The organism is Methylobacterium sp. NEAU K (genome assembly GCF_030700285.1).
Classification (GTDB): domain Bacteria; phylum Pseudomonadota; class Alphaproteobacteria; order Rhizobiales; family Beijerinckiaceae; genus Methylobacterium.
The window spans coordinates 22169-39058 of sequence record NZ_JAUYZJ010000035.1 but is presented as its reverse complement, the minus strand read 5'-3'; the positions used below and the strand labels follow the sequence as shown (position 1 = coordinate 39058).

The following is a 16890-nucleotide window of genomic DNA, read 5'->3' as shown; positions in this document are numbered from 1 at the left end:
GGGACCGGCCGATCTTGCCGGCCCGCGGATCCGGGCTCAAGCCTCATCCGGGCCCGGTCCCGAAACTTCGCCGCACCACCCCCGGCGGACGGCTCAGTCGTCGTCGTGCTGGCCCGCGCCGTTGAGGCCGTTGATCTTGGCCTTGAGCACGTTCGACGGCTTGAACACCATCACCTGACGTGGCTCGATCGCCACCTCGACGCCGGTCTTGGGATTTCGGCCGACCCGCTTGCCCTTGCTGCGCACCACGAAGGACCCGAACGAGGACAGCTTGACGGTCTCGCCGCCCGCCAGACAGGTGCAGATCTCCGACAGCACGGTCTCGACCAGGGCGGCGGACTCGGTCCGCGACAGACCCACCTGATGGTAGACGGCCTCGCTCAAGTCGGCGCGCGTCACCGTCTTGCCTGCCATGCCGTGTCCCCCCACCCGCACGTCTCGCCCGACAGCGCACAGGCTCGATGAGCCCGACCGCACCGCACGCTGAAGGCGTATCCCTATGATCTCGCACGCTAATCGGCGCTCGCCCCCCGGTCAACCGCGCCGGGGGCCGAATTGCCTCGGTCGCGTCACCAGCGGATCAGCGCCGCCCCCCAGCTGAAGCCGCCGCCGATCGCCTCGATCAGCACGAGGTCGCCGGCGCGGATGCGGCCGTCCCGCCGCGCCACGTCGAGCGCCAGGGGAATCGAGGCGGCCGAGGTGTTGCCGTGGCGGTCCACCGTCAGCACGATCTTCTCCCGGGCGATCCCGAGCTTGTCGGCTGAGGCCTCGATGATCCGGCGGTTGGCTTGGTGGGGCACGAACCAGTCGAGGTCGGCCGCCGTGATGCCCGCCTGCGCGAAGGTGTCGGCGATCACGTCGGTGACCTGCCCGACCGCGAAGCGGAACACCTCGCGGCCCTCCATGCGCAGCAGCCCGGTTGTGCCAGTCGAGCCCGGGCCGCCATCGACGTAGAGCTTCTCGCGGTGCCGTCCGTCGGAGCGCAGGCTCGCGCCGAGGATTCCGCGCCCTTCCGCGTCCGCCCGCGCCTCCAGGACGATCGCCCCCGCCCCGTCGCCGAACAGCACGCAAGTTGTGCGGTCCTCCCAGTCGACGATCCGCGAGAACGTCTCGGCGCCGATCACCAGGGCCCGGCGCGCCGACCCGGTGGTCAGGAACTTGTCCGCCGTCGAGACCGCGAACACGAAGCCGGCGCAGACGGCCTGCAGGTCGAAGGCCGCGCCCTGATGGATGCCCAGCGCCGCCTGGATCTGGGTCGCGGTCGCCGGGAAGGTGTGGTCGGGCGTCGAGGTCGCGCAGATCACGAGGTCGATGTCCGCGGCCGACAACCCGGCATCGTCGAGGGCAGCCCGGGCGGCCCGTGTGCCCAGCACCGAGGTGGTCTCGTCCGCCGCCGCGAGGTGGCGCTGGCGGATGCCCGTGCGCTGGACGATCCATTCGTCCGAGGTGTCGACCCGCTCGGCCAGGGCCGCGTTGGTCACGACCCGCTCGGGCAGGCTCGAGCCGGTTCCGACCACCACCGAGCGCAGGGCTTGCGCGCGCTGGGCCGGGTCGCGCCGAGGCTGCGCTGGGTCTGTGCGGAGGGCTGACATTGCTTTCCTTCCCGGGCGGTCCAAACGTCACGCGTTTCGGCTGTGTCGCCTCGGAAGCCCGTTTTCCGTCCCGTCCATCGGCGGATGCTCAGGCGGGCGCCAGGGCCGTCTGGTCGAGCATCTCGCGGATCGTGCGGATCATGTCGTGGCGGGCCATATCATGCGCCAGGTCGACCGCCGCGGCGAAGCCCTGCGCGTTCTCCGAGCCGTGGCTCTTGATGACGATGCCCTCCAGTCCGAGGAAGACGCCGCCGTTGGCGCGGCTCGGGTTCATCTTGTCCTTCAAGGCCTTGAAGGCCTGCCGGGCGAACAGCGCGCCGATCTTGGCCGCCAGCGTCCGGGTCATGGCGGCGCGGAGATAGGTGGCGATCTGCTTGGCGGTGCCCTCGGCGGTCTTCAGGGCGATGTTTCCCGTGAAACCTTCGGTCACCACCACGTCGACGGTGCCGCGCCCGAGATCCGTCCCCTCGACGAACCCGTGATAGGCGAGCCCGGGATTGTCCATCTCGCGCAGCATCCGGGCGGCCTCCTTGACCGCCTCGTTGCCCTTCATCTCCTCGGTGCCGACGTTCAGCAGGCCGACGGTGGGCCGGTCGAGGTCGAACACGATGCGGGCCATGGCCGAGCCCATCACGGCCATCTCGACGAGGTGCTCCGCGTCGGTCCCGATGGTGGCGCCGACATCGAGCACGATGCTCTCGCCGCGGACGGTCGGCCACAGGCAGGCGATGGCCGGGCGTTCGATGCCCGACATGGTCTTCAGGCAGATCTTCGACATCGCCATCAGGGCGCCGGTGTTGCCCGCCGACACGCAGGCATCGGCCTGGCCGTCGCGCACAGCCTGGATCGCCTGCCACATGGACGACTTGCCCCTTCCCTGGCGCACCGCCTGGCTCGGCTTGTCGTCCATGGCGACCGCCATGCTGGTATGGCGGATCTCGACGCAGTCCTTGAGCCGGGGCTCCTTGGCGACGAGCGGTGCGATCAGCGCCTCGTCGCCGAACATCAGGAAGGTGGTGCCGGGATGGCGCTCACGGGCGAGCGCGGCGCCGGGCACGACGGTGGAGGGCCCGTGGTCGCCACCCATGGCGTCGAGCGAGATGCACACGCGTTGGGACATGTCTTTGCGGGTCGCGGTCTCGGCGGGGCGGGATTGCGGCGGGACCGACGGGGCCGCCGGGCGCGGCGGACCATAGCGATACCGGCTCGCCGGGCAAATGAAATCGGGCCGCCCGGAGTTCCTGATCCGGGTCCAGGACGCCCGGCCAGGGGCGCCGGGGCGTCAAGCCTGCTCGTCGCGGAGCCGGCGCAACGCGTCGAAGGGCCCCGAATCGTCGCCCACCACCACGGGCTCGAAGGCGATGCCGGGCTTGCGCGGATACGGGTCGAGGCCCAGCGCAAGGAACTCGGCGGTGAGCGCGCCGAAATCGATCCGTCCGCCGACGAGCGGATCGGGCACCTCGGCGTCTTCGGCTTCGGTGCCGGCGAGCCGGTCGGTATCGGTGTACACCACCTCGACCGGCTCCCGGACCGGCCCCTCGAACGGCTCCAGGCTGACCGAGCAGACCTGCGTCACCACGGCCTCGACCGTGCCGGTCACCGTCAGCCGGGTCGTGGCCCCCGCGATCTCGAACCGCCCGACGAGGTCGCGGATGGCGGGAATGCCGAAATCGCCGGCGAGCGCCGCACATTCGGCCGGGCTCGCCTCGACGGTGACGGTGCCCCGACCCTGGGGCAGGCGCTCGACATTGACCCAGCGCGAGAGCGGTCCGCTGTCCTGGCTCATGCGGCTCCTCCTGTCGTGTCTCCAGTCCGTTCCGGTGTCGGCGCGAAGGCGCCAGGCTCCGGAAAGGGCGGCCCGGCGCCGAGCAGCCCGTCGAGGTCGATCCGTGCGAGTGCCAGGTCGGCGGCCTGCACGTAAGTTGCGAGGGCGGTTCCGTCGCCGACGCCGCCGAGCACGTTGCGGGCGAGGACGTCGCGCAGGGCGCCCGCATCGCCCGCGTCGAGGGCGGCATCGTAGCCCGCGGCCCGGCCGTAGAAGGCGGCGCCGAGCTTCTTCATGCGCTTGGCGACGCCCATGTCGCCGACGCCGAGTTCCCGCAGCGAGGCGTCGAGCTGGGTGAAGACCGCATTCACCAGATCCTGCGCCACCTCGGAAGCCGGGGCCGGCAGCCGGTTCAGCCGGCGCAACACAAGGATGGCGTGCAGGCACAGGGCCTCAAACCGGCCCTCCACGGTGTCGGGCACCGCGAGGCGCGTGTACAGGCCGGGCCGGCGCGCGGCCGTGGTGACGGCCAGGTGCAGCCCCTCGACCGCGCGCCGCCGGGCGCCGGCGCGCCGGAACAGCCCGGCGATCACGGGTGCCCCGCGGCGGAGAGAGCAGCCATCACGCGGCCGGGGCGGAAGGCCGGGGCGTGTGGCCAAGCTTGCCTTGTCAAAGCCATAACCCCGCGGTACGGCAACCCACGCCCAGGGCGCAAGCGCCGTCGGAGATCCCTGCCGGCGGCGACATGCCTCGCTCGTCCGTCAACACACTCTCTGGGGGCCCGATGCGGCGCCGTCTCGTCCAGTTCTTCGCGCGTACCGCCCTGCTGGGCCTGACGGGAGCCGGCCTGTCCGGCTGCATCGGCGAGGAGCTGCGACACGGCTATCAGGTCGATCAGGCGGCTCTGGCCACGATCAAGCCCGGCATGAGCCCCGAGCAGGTGCTGCAAATCCTCGGCACACCGTCGACGGTCTCCACGGTGGGCAACAAGTCCTGGTATTACATCTCCCAGAATACCCGCCGGACGGTCATGTTCCTGGGCGAGCAGGTCGACGACCAGAAGGTCACGGCGGTCTACTTCTCGGGCGCCTTCAAGGTCGAGCGGGTGGCGCTCTACGGCCTCCAGGACGGGAGGGTGTTCGACTTCATCGAGCGCACCACGCCGACGAGCGGCGCGGACCGGGCCTTCCTGAGCCAGCTGTTCCGCGGCCTCACCCGCTACGAGCCGTTCGGCTCCGGCAATGGCGCCAGCATCGTCCCGGGCGCGAATCGCGGCATGTAATCCGCGGCGCCCGCCGCCAGGCGGGCGATCTCCCCCGGCTCGACGAACAGGTGCTCGGGACCGAGCGCCGCCAGAGCGCGTATGTCGGTGTAGCCCCAGGCCACGGCTCCGAACGGACAGCCTATCGCGTGGGCGGCCTCCAGGTCGCGGACCTCGTCCCCGATGCACAGCGCCCGTTCCGGGGGGATTCCCGTGCGCGCCAGCAGCCTCCGCAGCCGCCGGGCCTTGCCGAAGATCGAAGCGCCGCAGGCATAGGCCGCGATGAGGCCGACATTCTCCGGCCCGAGCACGCGGCGGACGGTGTCGGCGCGATTCGACGACAGGATCGCCAGCGGCACGCCTGCGGCCGCGATCTCGGCCAGCATGGCCGGCACGCCGGGAAACAGCGTGATCTGCGCCGCATCGCGGGCCGCAAGCCTGTGCATGTGGCGGGCGATGAACGGCAGCTTCCAGCGCGGGATGCCCAGATGCGCCACGATGGCGCGCGCCCCCTGCAACCGCAGGGCATCGACCTCGTGCGCCTCGACCCGGCGGAATCGATAGCGGTCGGCGACCCCATTCAGGACCGAGCAGAACCAAGCGAAGCTGTCTGCCAGCGTGCCGTCGAAGTCGAGCACGACGAGGCGTGGCCCGAGATCATCCGGTCGCCGGCCCATCTCAGTGGCGCAGGTTCTCGATGGGCACGCTGAGCCGCATCAGGAGGCCGCCGGGAGCCCAATCGTGCTCCAGCACGCCGTCGAGCTGACCGGCGACGCTGCGCTCGGCCAGCACCGTCCCGAACCCCTTCCGGGAGGGTTTCGCGGTGACCGGCGGACCGCCGGCCTCCGCCCAGGTGAGCGTGTAGCGCCCGTCCTCGCGGAGACCGCTCAGGGACACGCCGCCCTCCTTCGTCGAGAGGCCGCCATACTTCATCGCGTTGGTGGCCTGCTCGTGCATGATCAGCGCGAGCGCGGTCGCCGTGCGCTCGCCGATCTCGGCATCGTCCCCGGAGATCGCCACGCGGGCCCGGCCGCCCACTTCGTAGGCCGCCATGATCAGGCGCATCAGCCCGAGGACCGTCTGGCCGGCCATCGCGGGCGCGCTCTCGGGGGAATGAGGACGGACGTATTCGTGGGCCCGGGCCAGGGCGCCGAGCCGATCCCGGAAGGCCGCGGCGAACGGCTTGGCCGCCGGGTCGCTCCGCGCCGTCAGGGCGGCGAGGCCACCCACCACGGCGAAGATGTTCTTGATCCGGTGGGACAGCTCGCGGATCAGCAGGTCGCGGGCCTCCTCGGCGCGCTTGGCCTCGCGCAGGTCTCGGGTGACGGTCGCGTAGCCGATCTCGGCCCCACGCGGGTCGCGCACCGGGAAGATGTTGTACAGGACCGCCACCGGCTCGCCCGTGCCGAAGTGCCGGAAGGCCAGCTCCCCCTCCCAGTAGCCATCCCGCCGCACCGCCGGCATCACGGTCTTGGCCAGCACCCGGCGGCTGTCGTCCGTGAAGAAATCGGGCATCCGGTGCCGACGCGCGGCGGCGAGGTCGGGCAGCCCGACGAGCGTCAGGGCCGCCTCGTTGAGGTGGGTGATCTGTCCGTCCAGGGTCGCGAGGCCGATGAAATCCTTGGAGGTCTCGACGATGGCGGCGAGCTTGCGGGCCTCGGCCTCGGCCCGCTTCAGATCGTCGATATCGGTGCAGGTCCCGAACCAGCGCTCGATCCGCCCCGCCGCATCGCGGATCGGCATGGCGCGGCCCAGCGTCCAGCGGTAGGCGCCGTCGTGATGGCGCAGGCGATACTCGATCTCGTAGGGCTCTCCGGTGGCTAGCGAGTGACGCCAGCGGGCCCAGGCGCGCTCCTGGTCCTCGGGATGAAACACCCCGTTCCAGCCCTCGCCATCGGTGGAGCCGTAGGGCATGCCGGTGAACTCGTACCAGCGGTCGTTGTAGTAGTCGTGGAACCCGTCCGGCAGGGTGGTCCAGACCATCTGGGGCATCGCCGCGGTCATCACCCGGAAGCGGCGCTCGCTCGCGGCGAGCTCCGCCTCGCGGGCCGCCACTTGGACGCGGGCCCGCCGGTGCTCCAGCAGGGTCGAGATCTGACGCGCCAGGGCCGTCAACGTGGCGGTCTGGTCCGCATCGAGACCGGCCGGCCGCGGCGTCCGGTCGAGGACGCAGAGGGCTCCGAGGGGGATGCCCTGGCCCCCCCGGATCACCGCCCCGGCGTAGAAGCGGAAACCCGGCGGGCCAGAAACCAGCGGATTCGCCACGGTCCGGGGATCATCCACGAGGTCGGGGATCACGAGCAGGTCGCCGGCCTCGATCGTGTGGGCGCAGACCGAGCAGTTGATCGGCAATTCGCGTTTGCCGAGCCCGACTTCCGACTTGAACCACTGGCGCTCGGCATCAACCAAGCTGACGAGGGCGACCGGCGCGCGGCAGACATGGGCGGCGATCCGTACGAGGTCGTCGTAGAGCGGCTCGGGCTCGCTATCGAGGATCGCGAGATCGTGCAGTTCCGCGATCCGATCCGCGGTGCTCCAGCGCGCCTCGGTCGATTCGGAAGCCGCGAGCGCGTTTGATGCCGGCACATCCATGGTCTCGCGCTCAGATAGGCGCGGGAACCCCGCCTGCATAGGCACGGCCACGCACAAAGGCACGCACAATCGTGCTTTCGGACCTCCGGCTCCTTGAGCCTGCTGCCCTTTCACGAAACCGGCAGCAGGCTAGAGATCCTCGTCATCGCGGGATGGTTTCGAAAAACCGGATCCCACCTTGTTCGCGTCCTGCTCTACGCGGCGCGGGCCTCGCCGAAGGTCGGATAGTCGATGTAGCCTTCCGGGCCCTGGCTGTACCAGGTCGCGGCCTCGTCCTTGTTGAGCGGCGCGCCCTTGGCGATCCGTTCGGGCAGGTCCGGATTCGCGATGAAGGTCCGGCCGAACGCGATCGCGTCGGCCTCGCCGGCATCGAGGACCTTCTGGCCGCTGATCCCGTCATAATCCGCGTTGAGGATCATCGGGTTGCGGAACACGCGGCGCATCGCCGGGGCGATCGGCGGGTGATCGGCCTTGCCGAAGGTCCCGTTCGGCCCCGGCTCGCGCATCTCCAGGAAGGCGATGCCGCAATCGGCGAGCGCCCGCGCGGCGGCGACGAACAAGGGCTCGGGGTTCGAATCGTTGCAGCCCTGGATCGCGCCGTTCGGCGAGAGACGCACGCCGGTGCGCTCGGGCCCGGCGACGCCGGCCACCGCGTCGGTCACCTCGCGCAGCAGCCGCACGCGGTTCTCGATGGAGCCGCCATATGGGTCGGTGCGGTGGTTGGTGCCGTCGCGCAGGAACTCGTCGATCAGGTATCCGTTCGCCGCATGGATCTGCACCCCGTCGAAGCCGGCGGCCAGCGCGTTGGCGGTGGCGCGCTCGTAATCAGCGAGCAGGCGCGGAATCTCCGCGACCTCCAGCGGACGCGCCTCCGCGTAGGGCTGCTTGCCCGAATAGGTGTGCGCCTGATCGGGCGCCGTGGTGGCCGAGGCCGAGACCGGCGGCTCACCGCTCAGGAAGTCGGGGTGGACCAGCCTGCCCATGTGCCAGATCTGGCAGACGATTTTGCCGCCCTTGTCGTGGACGGCCTTCACGACCGGGCGCCACGCGTCGACTTGGCTGTCGGACCAGATGCCCGGGGCGTAGGGCCAGCCGAGCCCCTCCTGGGAGATGCCGGTGGCCTCGCTGAGGATGAGACCGGCGCCGGCGCGCTGCGCGTAGTACTCCGCCATGATCGGGGTCGGCACGTGTTCGCGGCTGGCGCGGCCGCGGGTGAGCGGGGCCATGAAGATCCGGTTCTTCGCCTCGATGGCGCCGATGCGGATCGGGTCGAGCAGGGACGGCATGGATACCTCGTGCTGGCGCGGCGGGGCCGCGTCCGGTTTGCGCTGGCGCCGAGGTGGCGCTGCGGCGCGGTGATGCCAAGGTGCAGCGTAACCATGGGGGCCGGTCCGTGCGCGGGCGCACACGGCGCGGAGGCGGACATGCTGCGCACCGGCCGATGCCGCGCCCGCAGAGGGCCGGGTTCCGCCTGGAACCCGGCCCTCGGGGTACATCAGCGTTCGAGAACGCTCAGCTATGCGCCAGCACGGCGAGCAGCAGCAGGGCGATGATGTTGGTGATCTTGATCGCCGGGTTCACGGCCGGGCCGGCCGTGTCCTTATAGGGGTCGCCGACCGTGTCGCCGGTCACCGCCGCCTTGTGGGCCTCCGAGCCCTTCCCGCCGTGGTGGCCGTCCTCGATGTACTTCTTGGCGTTGTCCCAGGCGCCCCCGCCCGAAGTCATCGAGATCGCCACGTAGAGGCCGGTGATGATCACCCCGAGCAGGCTGGCGCCCACGGTGGCGAAGGCTTGGCTCTTGCCGGCGATGAGCTGGATCACGAAGAACAGCACGATCGGCGAGAGCACCGGCAGCAGCGACGGCACGATCATCTCCCGGATCGCCGCCCGGGTCAGCATGTCGACCGCCCGGCCGTAATCCGGCCGATCGGTACCCTGCATGATGCCGGGCTTCTCCCGGAACTGGCGCCGGACCTCCTCGACCACCGCGCCCGCCGCGCGCCCCACCGCCGTCATGGCGATGCCGGCGAACAGGAATGGGATCAGGCCGCCGAGCAGGAGCCCGACGACGACGTAGGGGTTGGAGAGCGAGAAATCGACGCTCACCCCCTGGAAGAAGCGGTACTGCGTCGGGCTGGCATTGGCGATGAAGTAGTTCAGATCCGACGTGTAGGCGGCGAACAGAACCAGCGCACCGAGCCCGGCCGAGCCGATGGCGTAGCCTTTGGTCACGGCCTTGGTGGTGTTGCCGACCGCGTCGAGGGCGTCCGTGGACTTGCGCACGTCCGGGGGCAGGCCGGCCATCTCGGCGATGCCGCCAGCATTGTCGGTGACCGGCCCGAAGGCGTCGAGCGCGACGATGAAGCCCGCGAGCGCGAGCATCGCGGTGACCGCGATGGCGATGCCGAACAGGCCGGCCAGCGCGTAGGTGCTGATGATGCCGGCCACGATGACGATGGCGGGGAGCGCCGTCGATTCGAGCGAGATCGCCAGCCCCTGGATCACGTTGGTGCCGTGCCCGGTGACCGAGGCGTCGGCGATGGACTTCACCGGCCGGAAGTTGGTGCCGGTGTAGTACTCGGTGATCACCACGATCAGCGCGGTGATGGCGAGCCCGATGACCGCGCAGCCGAACAGGCCGCCCGATGTGAAGGTCACGCCGGTCGACGTCGTGAAGGCCGTGGAGAAGCCGCCGAGCAGGGTCAGGTTGACGAGCGCGATCGCCCCGATCGAGAGCGCGCCCGCGGTGATCAGCCCCTTGTACAGGGCGCCCATGATCGACTGGTTGGCCCCGAGCCGCACCGCGTAGGTGCCGGCGATCGACGTGACGATGCAGGCCGCCCCGATGGCCAGCGGATACAGCATCATCGGCTCGAGCACGGCGCGCCCGCTGCCGGTGGGGCCGGAGAAGAAGATCGCGGCCAGCACCATGGTGGCGACGATGGTGACCGCATAGGTCTCGAACAGATCGGCCGCCATGCCGGCGCAGTCGCCGACATTGTCGCCCACGTTGTCGGCGATGGTGGCGGGGTTGCGGGGGTCGTCCTCGGGGATGCCGGCCTCGACCTTGCCGACGAGGTCGCCGCCGACATCCGCGCCCTTGGTGAAGATGCCGCCGCCGAGCCGGGCGAAGATGGAGATCAGCGACGCGCCGAAGCCGAGGGCGACCAATGCGTCGATCACCTCGCGGCTCGACGGGTCGAGATGGGCACCGCGGGTGAGAAAGAGGTAGTAGAAGGCCACCCCCAGCAGTGCCAGGCCGGCGACCAGCATGCCGGTCACTGCGCCCGATTTGAAGGCCATGTCGAGGCCGCCGCCCAGGGAGGTGGAGGCGGCCTGGGCGGTGCGCACGTTGGCGCGCACCGAGACGTTCATGCCGATGAAGCCCGCCGCGCCCGACAGCACGGCGCCGATCAGGAAGCCGACCGCGACCTTGATCCCGAGGAAGACGGCGAGCAGCACGAACAAGACCACGCCGACGAAGCCGATGGTCATGTATTGGCGCCGGAGATAGGCCTGCGCACCCTCGGCGATGGCGGCGGCGATCTCCTGCATGCGCTGGGTGCCGGCGTCGCGCCGCATCACGTCGAGGATCGTGACGATGCCGTAGGCGACGGCACAGAGCCCGCCCGCGATGATCAGAACCAAGGGGATCATTCTACCGTCCTTGTTTTTATCGTGCCTGGCGGGGGCTTGTGATTGTCGAGCTTGACCGTCGGACGACGGTCATGGGACGTGGCGCTCGGATTCGGGGCATTCCTTCCCAGAACTGATCTTAGTTGCCAAACTTCGCCGGTGAGCGCAAACGCCACGTCTCGCCTTGTTGGCGGTGCGAGATGCGAATGCTGCATTGCGCCATGCCTTGACATGGGATCATTCGAAAAGATCGTCCACGTCGGTGGAGGGCCACAATCACAGCCGCGACCGCGAGTGGCGCTCAGCGAGGGCCGGTCGCGGGCGCGAATGCCCGACGCTCACGGATCGAGCGCCAGAGCCGCCGCGCGTGCCACTCCGCTCCGGAGCCGGCCCATGATCCCCGGCGCCCCCGCCCTTCGTTGAATCGCTCAGGCTCCGGGCGGCTTCAGACCGGCACCTCGAGGCCGGCCTCATCGTCCAGGCCATGTCCGGGCACCTCCGGGACGCCCTGCGCTATCGCGACATCGAGACGATGCCGCTGGAGCGCGCCCTCACGGTCGACTGCTCCGCCATCAACCGTTTATCGCAGGGCATCGGACCTGCGACAGACCCAGCTCTTGAGCGGTCGATTCGCTGAACGGTCTCGGAGCCGAGCGAGTTACTGCGGTCGAGGACCCGGAGGGGCGCACATGCAATACGTCAAGTTCAGATTGAGCGAGCCGGGCCTGCGCCCGCGGCGCACCCGCCTCGAGATCCCCGGCTGGGCGGGCCAGCCCGAGCCGCGGGCGGACGGCTCGCAGGAATACGCCTGGCACTGCATCCCTTTCTCGGAGGCGGCCAAGGCGGGGATCGAGCTGTTCTATCCCTACGCGAACGAGTTGCACGTCAGCACGCGCGACGGTGCGCTCGTCTTCGAGGGCGATTTCGGTGCGCCGCCGGAGCCCGGTCTGCAATGGCCGCCGTTCCGGACCTTCGGGGATGCCTACTACACCTATCAGATCCTGATCGACCTGAAGGTGGAGGCCGGCTGGGCGATCAAGACCGAGACGCATCCGCGCTTCTACACCGACCGGACCGGGACCGTACCGGTCGCGGTGCCAGCCTTGCTGCGGCACTGGTGGCCGATGATGTACTTCATGGTCTTCAAGGCGCCCGAAGAGGGGCGGACCCACGTGTTCCGGCCCGGCGAGCCGTTCATGCAGATCACCCTCGTGCCGGACGAAGCTCAGTACGAACTCGTGCCGATGTCCGACGACGAGGCCGCCGAGCGTGAGTTGCAGGCCCGGCGCATCTTCGCGAGCCGGGCCACGCTCTCGGCGGATTCACAGTGGACCTCGGCCACCAACACGGTCTTCGACGGCACCTACCGGCGCATCCTCGGAGCCGCCAAGACCGCAGGCTAACGGCCGGCGGCATGGCCGATGGGGGAGAGGAAGGTCGATCCGACCTTCCTCTCGGTCCGCAGGGCTCCGGCAGCCTTCAGAAGCCGTCGCGGCGGAAGTAGCCGTGGTGGTGGTGATGGTGGAACCGCCGGAAGTAGCCGTGATGATGGTGGTGGTGATGAAACCGCCGGAAGTAGCCGTGGTGATGGTGGTGGTGGTGATGGTAGTACTGCGCCTGCTGAACCGTCGCATCGCCTTCGGCGGCCGTCGGCAGCAGTTCCGCCCGCGCCTCGGCTTCCTCCGACGTCTTGAGCAGCGCTGCTGCGTTCGGGATCGGCTTGAGGAGATCCGCGTAGGACGCGACCTGCATCACGGTGTCCAGGCCGGCTGGCGCCGGCATGGCGGCCTGGGCCGGATCGGCGACCGCCAGGAGGGTGACGGCCCCGATCAGGCCAGCGACTGTTTTGTCCATTTACGGCTCCTTCCAGGAACAGCGCACGGCTTGAAGCCTGGGGCGGCCGGCGTCGTGCGCGGGCGGAAACACCGGCCGCCGCCGAAGCGTTCCAAAGTTTCGTTCCCGTCCGGTCTGCGGCAAATGGAATCGACGATGTAAAATTAAATCTCCGGCAACCGAAACGCCGGGGATATGCTCAATGCTTTCATCATGAAACATAATTTAATCGACACCGCGGACAGGGCCTCTCTTTGTGGTTCCCTGAGCTATTCTGTGCGGCGTTTGATCGATGAGACCTCCGGCGCTTGCACTGATCCTGACCGTTTGGGCCTTCGCTGCGGCCGCGCAACCCTACGAGGCCGCCCATGGCGTGCCGCAGAGCCCGGCCCTGACCGGCGCGGTCTACGTGCGTCCTCTCTACGGGGTTTTCCGTCATTGTGGGGGCGCCTGTCTCAAGAGCGGGTCCCTGTCGTGGTTCTGCTTCGAGAAGCAGGAATGTTATCTTAGCTGCGCGACGTCGCCCCCGGTCATGAGGTGCGCCACGCGATAGGCCTGGCCCCCCGCCGAGGCTTTCGCCCGCGTCGGAAGGGCGCCGGCGTCTCGCGGGGGGAGCCGGTTCGCGCATGCTCGAAACAGGCTGCCGATCGGACCGGGACCTCGGCCGGGGAACCGATCGGGAGGCGGTCGCCGCCCCGGGAGTCCCGGCCGGTTCCCGGGTGGAGGCGTGCCGTCCGGCCCCCGTGGCGATGAGACCGATACCGTTGCCCTGGGCCTTGAGGCCCCCGCCCCCCGGTAAGTCGGCATGACGATCTGCGCGCTCCGACGCGGGACTGCCGGGAGGATCGGAGCGGGGGGAAGGCCCCCGGCTTGGCCGGGGCGGCCGCGGACGGCGGGTCAGAGGCTCTCGATCCAGTTCTGCAGGACCGACCTGGACTCGCGGTCCCGGTTCGAGCTGATATGAACGGAGGCGTCGCTGGGCATGAAGCCGAACCGGCGCTTGAAGGCACGCCGGAAGGTCCGCTCGTCCGAGAAGCCGACCGCGTAGGCGATCCGAGAGACGCGCGCCCTCCGCACCTCGTCCCGGATGAGCATGCGCATCGCGGACATCAGGCGGCGGTCGCGGATATAGGCGCCGATGCCGTTCGGGGCGAACACCCGGTAGAGGGTCGAGCGCGACAGGCCGAGCCGCGCGGCGATCAGCGCGGGCGTGAGCTTCGGGTTGCCGAGTTCCGCCTCGATGAACCGGCGGATCCGGATCCGGACATCCTGGTGCTGGGAGGGGCGTCCGTCCGCCTGCCCGCGCAGCCAGCTCGCGCAGAGCTGCGTGATCGCCGACGCGGCCGACAGGGCCTCACGCTGGTCCAGGAGGTCTCCGCACGCGACGACGTTGGCGACGAAGTTGTGCACGAGGCGTCCGAACGGGTCGCCGTCGTGGTCCAAGGCGCGGCCGTGCAGGGCATCCGGGCGGCAGCCCTGCTTCTCCAGCAGGATGCGGGGAATCAGCACGTTCGTCGCGTCGACGGCGTCGGCGACGATGCGGACGGGCTGCGCCAAGTCGAATACGATGCATTGGACTTCGGTGACGAGACCCGTGAGGTGGTCCGTCTCGACGACGCTCCGCCCCTGCCGATAGAACTGGAGCAGGATGTGGTCGAGGCCCTGCTGGCGGATCATCGCCTCCGACCGCTCCAGGATGTGTGCCGGCGCGATCACGTCGCCGACGATCAACTCGCCGAGGTGGTAGCTCCGCATCGCGATCGGGATGGTGAGGTCGGTCTCGGGCCGGAAGCTGACCGCGAAGACGGGCGCGATGTGATCCCGCCAGGCCGGGCCCAGCGCGTCCGGATCGCCGGGCGGCTCGAAGCGAAGGCAGGCGATCCCGTTTCCTGAGACATCGCCCCCGGCGGCCAGCGCTGAGACATCGGCCCCTCGTTCACTGGAAGACATCGACTTAAGCTAGTCCTTGCTTTGCTTCCAGACGCGACGACGAGCGCGGTGTATCGCAAATATTGCGAGGCCTCGAATCTACGCCTGCCCGAAACATAGCCACGGCGTTGCGTCCGGTCACCTATTCCGTGTCAGCGATGGGACGATCCGTTCCAGCGCCGCGCCATCGATGCCCCCATCCGTCGCGGTCGGTCGGCGCGCGTGGTCCGACAGGCTCATCAGGCGATCCTGCCGGATCCAGCACAACCGGAAGACGACCTTGGCTTAGTCGGCTACGCGTTCCGCTTCGCGTGGTCCCTGTGGAGGGGCTTCTGGGCGGCCATGGTCGCTCCGCGTTCCTTTTTCCCTCGATCGATCGTGATCTGCTCTCGAGCATTCCGCCCGGGTCGCCCGACGATTCTCGGCGCCCACCTCCGAAGATCCCGGGCCGACACGGGCGGAATCGCGCAACCTGCGCCTCCGGCATTGCAACCGCGGACCGGCCCGCTGCAGGCTGCCTGGACCGGAGCACGACGTCTTCGGAAACAGGCCGGATCCGCCGCGGGCCGGGCCGTCCGGCCTCTCAGGCAGCCCGCATCACGCAGTGCCGGGCCGAGCGCGGCGGGAGGACGATCCGGACCGATTCGCTGCCGGCCGGCTCCTCCGGCCCGAGGGCGCAGACCACCGGGTGCGCGGCGTCGAATCCGTAAGTCGCGATCCGTCCGGCCGGGACCGCGCGCTCGAGGACGAGGTCCACCGGCTGTAGCGTCTCGGAGCGGTTGATCAGCACGACGTGCAGGCGTCCCGGTGCGTCCGCGGCGCGGGCCGAGACGTGGTCGGGGCGGGAGATTTCGGCCGGCAGCACGGTGTCCGGCAGGCTGCCGCCGTGACCGTCGAAGTTGCGGTGGAGGCGGAAGGCCTCGCCGAGCCAGCCATCCAGGCTGCCCCAGTGCGTGGCGGCCAGCATGTCGGGGCGGGCGAAGCGGCAGAGCGCGTCCGCGAGGGCGAGACCCGAGGCGAGCTGGCCGGCGCCGCCGTAATTGTATTCCGTCACGGCGATGCGCGTGCCGGGCGCGATCGCGTGGACGAGCCGCTCCAGGCTCGGCAACAGCGGCAGCGCCAACCCGGCCGTGTCGGAGACCGGGAGCGCGCGGGAGACCCAGCTCGCCTCCCGGAATCCAGGCTCGCTCAGGGAGCGCGGCGCGTCGAGGAGCGGCCCGGACAGGGCCGGATCCTCGGTGCGGAAGAGGGCGCCCCGGTCGCTGAACGGGTACCAATGCACGTCGAGGCCATCGAGGAGCCGTCGCCCGTCGCGCTCGGAGGCCTGCCGGAACGCGTCGAGATAGGCGGCCAGGAAGCTGCCGTGCCGGGCATAGGCCGGCCAGTCGGGCGCGCTCTGCAGGCTTGCCATCCCGGTCGCGCCCCAGCTCGCCGGGCCGATCACCCAGGCCTCCGGGTCGATCCGCTTGATCGCCCGCGCCGCCGCCAGCGCGCGCGCCAGCAGGTCGGCGATCCGCACCGGCGCGCGCACGATGCGCGGGTGCTGTTCCGCCCACAGGTCCGGCTCGTTGTCGAGGATGTAGCCGCGGATGCCGGTCGCCCCCGAGGCCGGGCCGAAGCGCGCGACGAGACGGGCAAGGAGATGCGGGATGTCGGCGACCCGCGGATCGACCGGAGCGCCGGCTTGCGCGGCGCCGTCCCAGCGCACCGGCACGAAGCGCCGCGAGGGAGCCCGCTCGTCGGGCCGGACCGGCCCGGCGCGGTCGCCCGCGACGAAGCCCGCGAGCGGCAGGGTGACGAGGCTGACAGCCCCCATGGCGAGGGAATTCTGGTGCATCCGGGCGATCACCGCCCCTGGCTCCCTCCGCTCAGTCTCGGGCAGGTCCAGCAGGTCGGCGAGGAAGTCGCCGTTGGCCTGCGCGTAATCCTTCCCGGCGTTGCAAGCGTTCGTGGTCCAATTGTAGGTCGTGGCGAAGTTGCCGCCGAACCGGCGTGCGGTAACGCCGGCCGCGCGGTCGAGCGCGGCGGAGGGCGATCCGCCGTCGGCGGTGCCGATCTCGTTCGAACCGTAGATCAGCGGGCTGACGGGTGCGCCGGCCGCGCCATTGCGTACCCGCACGGTCACGGCCGCGTCGTCAGCCCGGGCCTGCGCCCATAGCGCCGCGCCGGCGGCGCCGAGCACAGTGCGGCGGTTCAGCATCCGCAGCGCGCGCCGCCGAAGCAGCTCTCGATTCGGCGCAAGCGCGCGTACGGCCTCGGTGTGGAAGTGCCGGGTCCGCGTG

14 protein-coding genes are annotated in these 16890 nt (G+C 70.1%); 2 read left to right on the top strand and 12 right to left on the bottom strand.

Annotation, left to right across the window (positions count from 1 at the left end):
• Positions 1 to 93: 93 nt before the first annotated feature.
• From Q8W67_RS22195 to Q8W67_RS22175, 5 genes are all read right to left on the bottom strand, one after another.
• On the bottom strand, positions 94 to 414 hold the full coding sequence (locus tag Q8W67_RS22195) for an integration host factor subunit alpha (RefSeq protein WP_305549949.1): 321 nt from the start codon (positions 412 to 414) through the stop codon (positions 94 to 96).
• 155 nt (positions 415 to 569) lie between these two features.
• Positions 570 to 1592 (bottom strand): beta-ketoacyl-ACP synthase III, encoded by a 1023-nt coding sequence (locus tag Q8W67_RS22190; RefSeq protein WP_305549948.1) that lies wholly within the window; start codon positions 1590 to 1592, stop codon positions 570 to 572.
• A gap of 88 nt (positions 1593 to 1680) precedes the next feature.
• Positions 1681 to 2712: a phosphate acyltransferase PlsX gene (gene plsX, locus Q8W67_RS22185; protein WP_305549947.1), complete on the bottom strand. Its 1032-nt coding sequence runs from the start codon at positions 2710 to 2712 to the stop codon at positions 1681 to 1683.
• A 162-nt stretch (positions 2713 to 2874) separates the two neighbouring features.
• Positions 2875 to 3378, bottom strand: a complete 504-nt coding sequence (locus Q8W67_RS22180; protein ID WP_305549946.1) for a DUF177 domain-containing protein — start codon at positions 3376 to 3378, stop codon at positions 2875 to 2877.
• Positions 3375 to 3950: a ubiquinol-cytochrome C chaperone family protein gene (locus Q8W67_RS22175; protein WP_305549945.1), complete on the bottom strand. Its 576-nt coding sequence runs from the start codon at positions 3948 to 3950 to the stop codon at positions 3375 to 3377. Before Q8W67_RS22175 ends, Q8W67_RS22180 begins: the two co-directional genes overlap by 4 nt.
• A gap of 191 nt (positions 3951 to 4141) precedes the next feature.
• Here Q8W67_RS22175 and Q8W67_RS22170 point away from each other — a divergent pair, with 191 nt between their 5' ends.
• Positions 4142 to 4639: an outer membrane protein assembly factor BamE gene (locus Q8W67_RS22170; protein ID WP_305549944.1), complete on the top strand. Its 498-nt coding sequence runs from the start codon at positions 4142 to 4144 to the stop codon at positions 4637 to 4639.
• Here the strand turns inward: Q8W67_RS22170 and Q8W67_RS22165 are convergent.
• The 4 genes from Q8W67_RS22165 to Q8W67_RS22150 all read right to left on the bottom strand — a co-directional run bounded on the left by Q8W67_RS22165 (position 4576) and on the right by Q8W67_RS22150 (position 10867).
• Complete coding sequence (locus Q8W67_RS22165) at positions 4576 to 5295, bottom strand: HAD hydrolase-like protein (protein WP_305549943.1); 720 nt, start codon at positions 5293 to 5295, stop codon at positions 4576 to 4578. The genes Q8W67_RS22170 and Q8W67_RS22165 overlap by 64 nt on opposite strands.
• Before the next feature lies 1 nt (position 5296).
• Complete coding sequence (locus Q8W67_RS22160; protein WP_305549942.1) at positions 5297 to 7210, bottom strand: PAS domain S-box protein; 1914 nt, start codon at positions 7208 to 7210, stop codon at positions 5297 to 5299.
• 194 nt (positions 7211 to 7404) lie between these two features.
• Complete coding sequence (locus tag Q8W67_RS22155; RefSeq protein WP_305549941.1) at positions 7405 to 8496, bottom strand: alkene reductase; 1092 nt, start codon at positions 8494 to 8496, stop codon at positions 7405 to 7407.
• A 226-nt stretch (positions 8497 to 8722) separates the two neighbouring features.
• Entirely contained in the window at positions 8723 to 10867 is a 2145-nt protein-coding gene (locus Q8W67_RS22150) for a sodium-translocating pyrophosphatase (protein ID WP_305549940.1), read from the bottom strand.
• 668 nt (positions 10868 to 11535) lie between these two features.
• Here Q8W67_RS22150 and Q8W67_RS22140 point away from each other — a divergent pair.
• Entirely contained in the window at positions 11536 to 12249 is a 714-nt protein-coding gene (locus Q8W67_RS22140) for a DUF6065 family protein (protein WP_305549939.1), read from the top strand.
• Between the two features lie 76 nt (positions 12250 to 12325).
• On the opposite strand, the gene Q8W67_RS22135 is transcribed toward Q8W67_RS22140, so the two are convergent.
• From Q8W67_RS22135 to Q8W67_RS22125, 3 genes are all read right to left on the bottom strand, one after another.
• The gene (locus Q8W67_RS22135; RefSeq protein WP_305549938.1) at positions 12326 to 12700 is read right to left on the bottom strand and encodes a hypothetical protein; all 375 of its coding nucleotides are present in this window, start codon (positions 12698 to 12700) and stop codon (positions 12326 to 12328) included.
• An 876-nt stretch (positions 12701 to 13576) separates the two neighbouring features.
• Complete coding sequence (locus Q8W67_RS22130) at positions 13577 to 14629, bottom strand: helix-turn-helix domain-containing protein (protein ID WP_305549937.1); 1053 nt, start codon at positions 14627 to 14629, stop codon at positions 13577 to 13579.
• 562 nt (positions 14630 to 15191) lie between these two features.
• Positions 15192 to 16808: a glycoside hydrolase family 44 protein gene (locus tag Q8W67_RS22125; RefSeq protein ID WP_305549936.1), complete on the bottom strand. Its 1617-nt coding sequence runs from the start codon at positions 16806 to 16808 to the stop codon at positions 15192 to 15194.
• Positions 16809 to 16890: the final 82 nt, after the last annotated feature.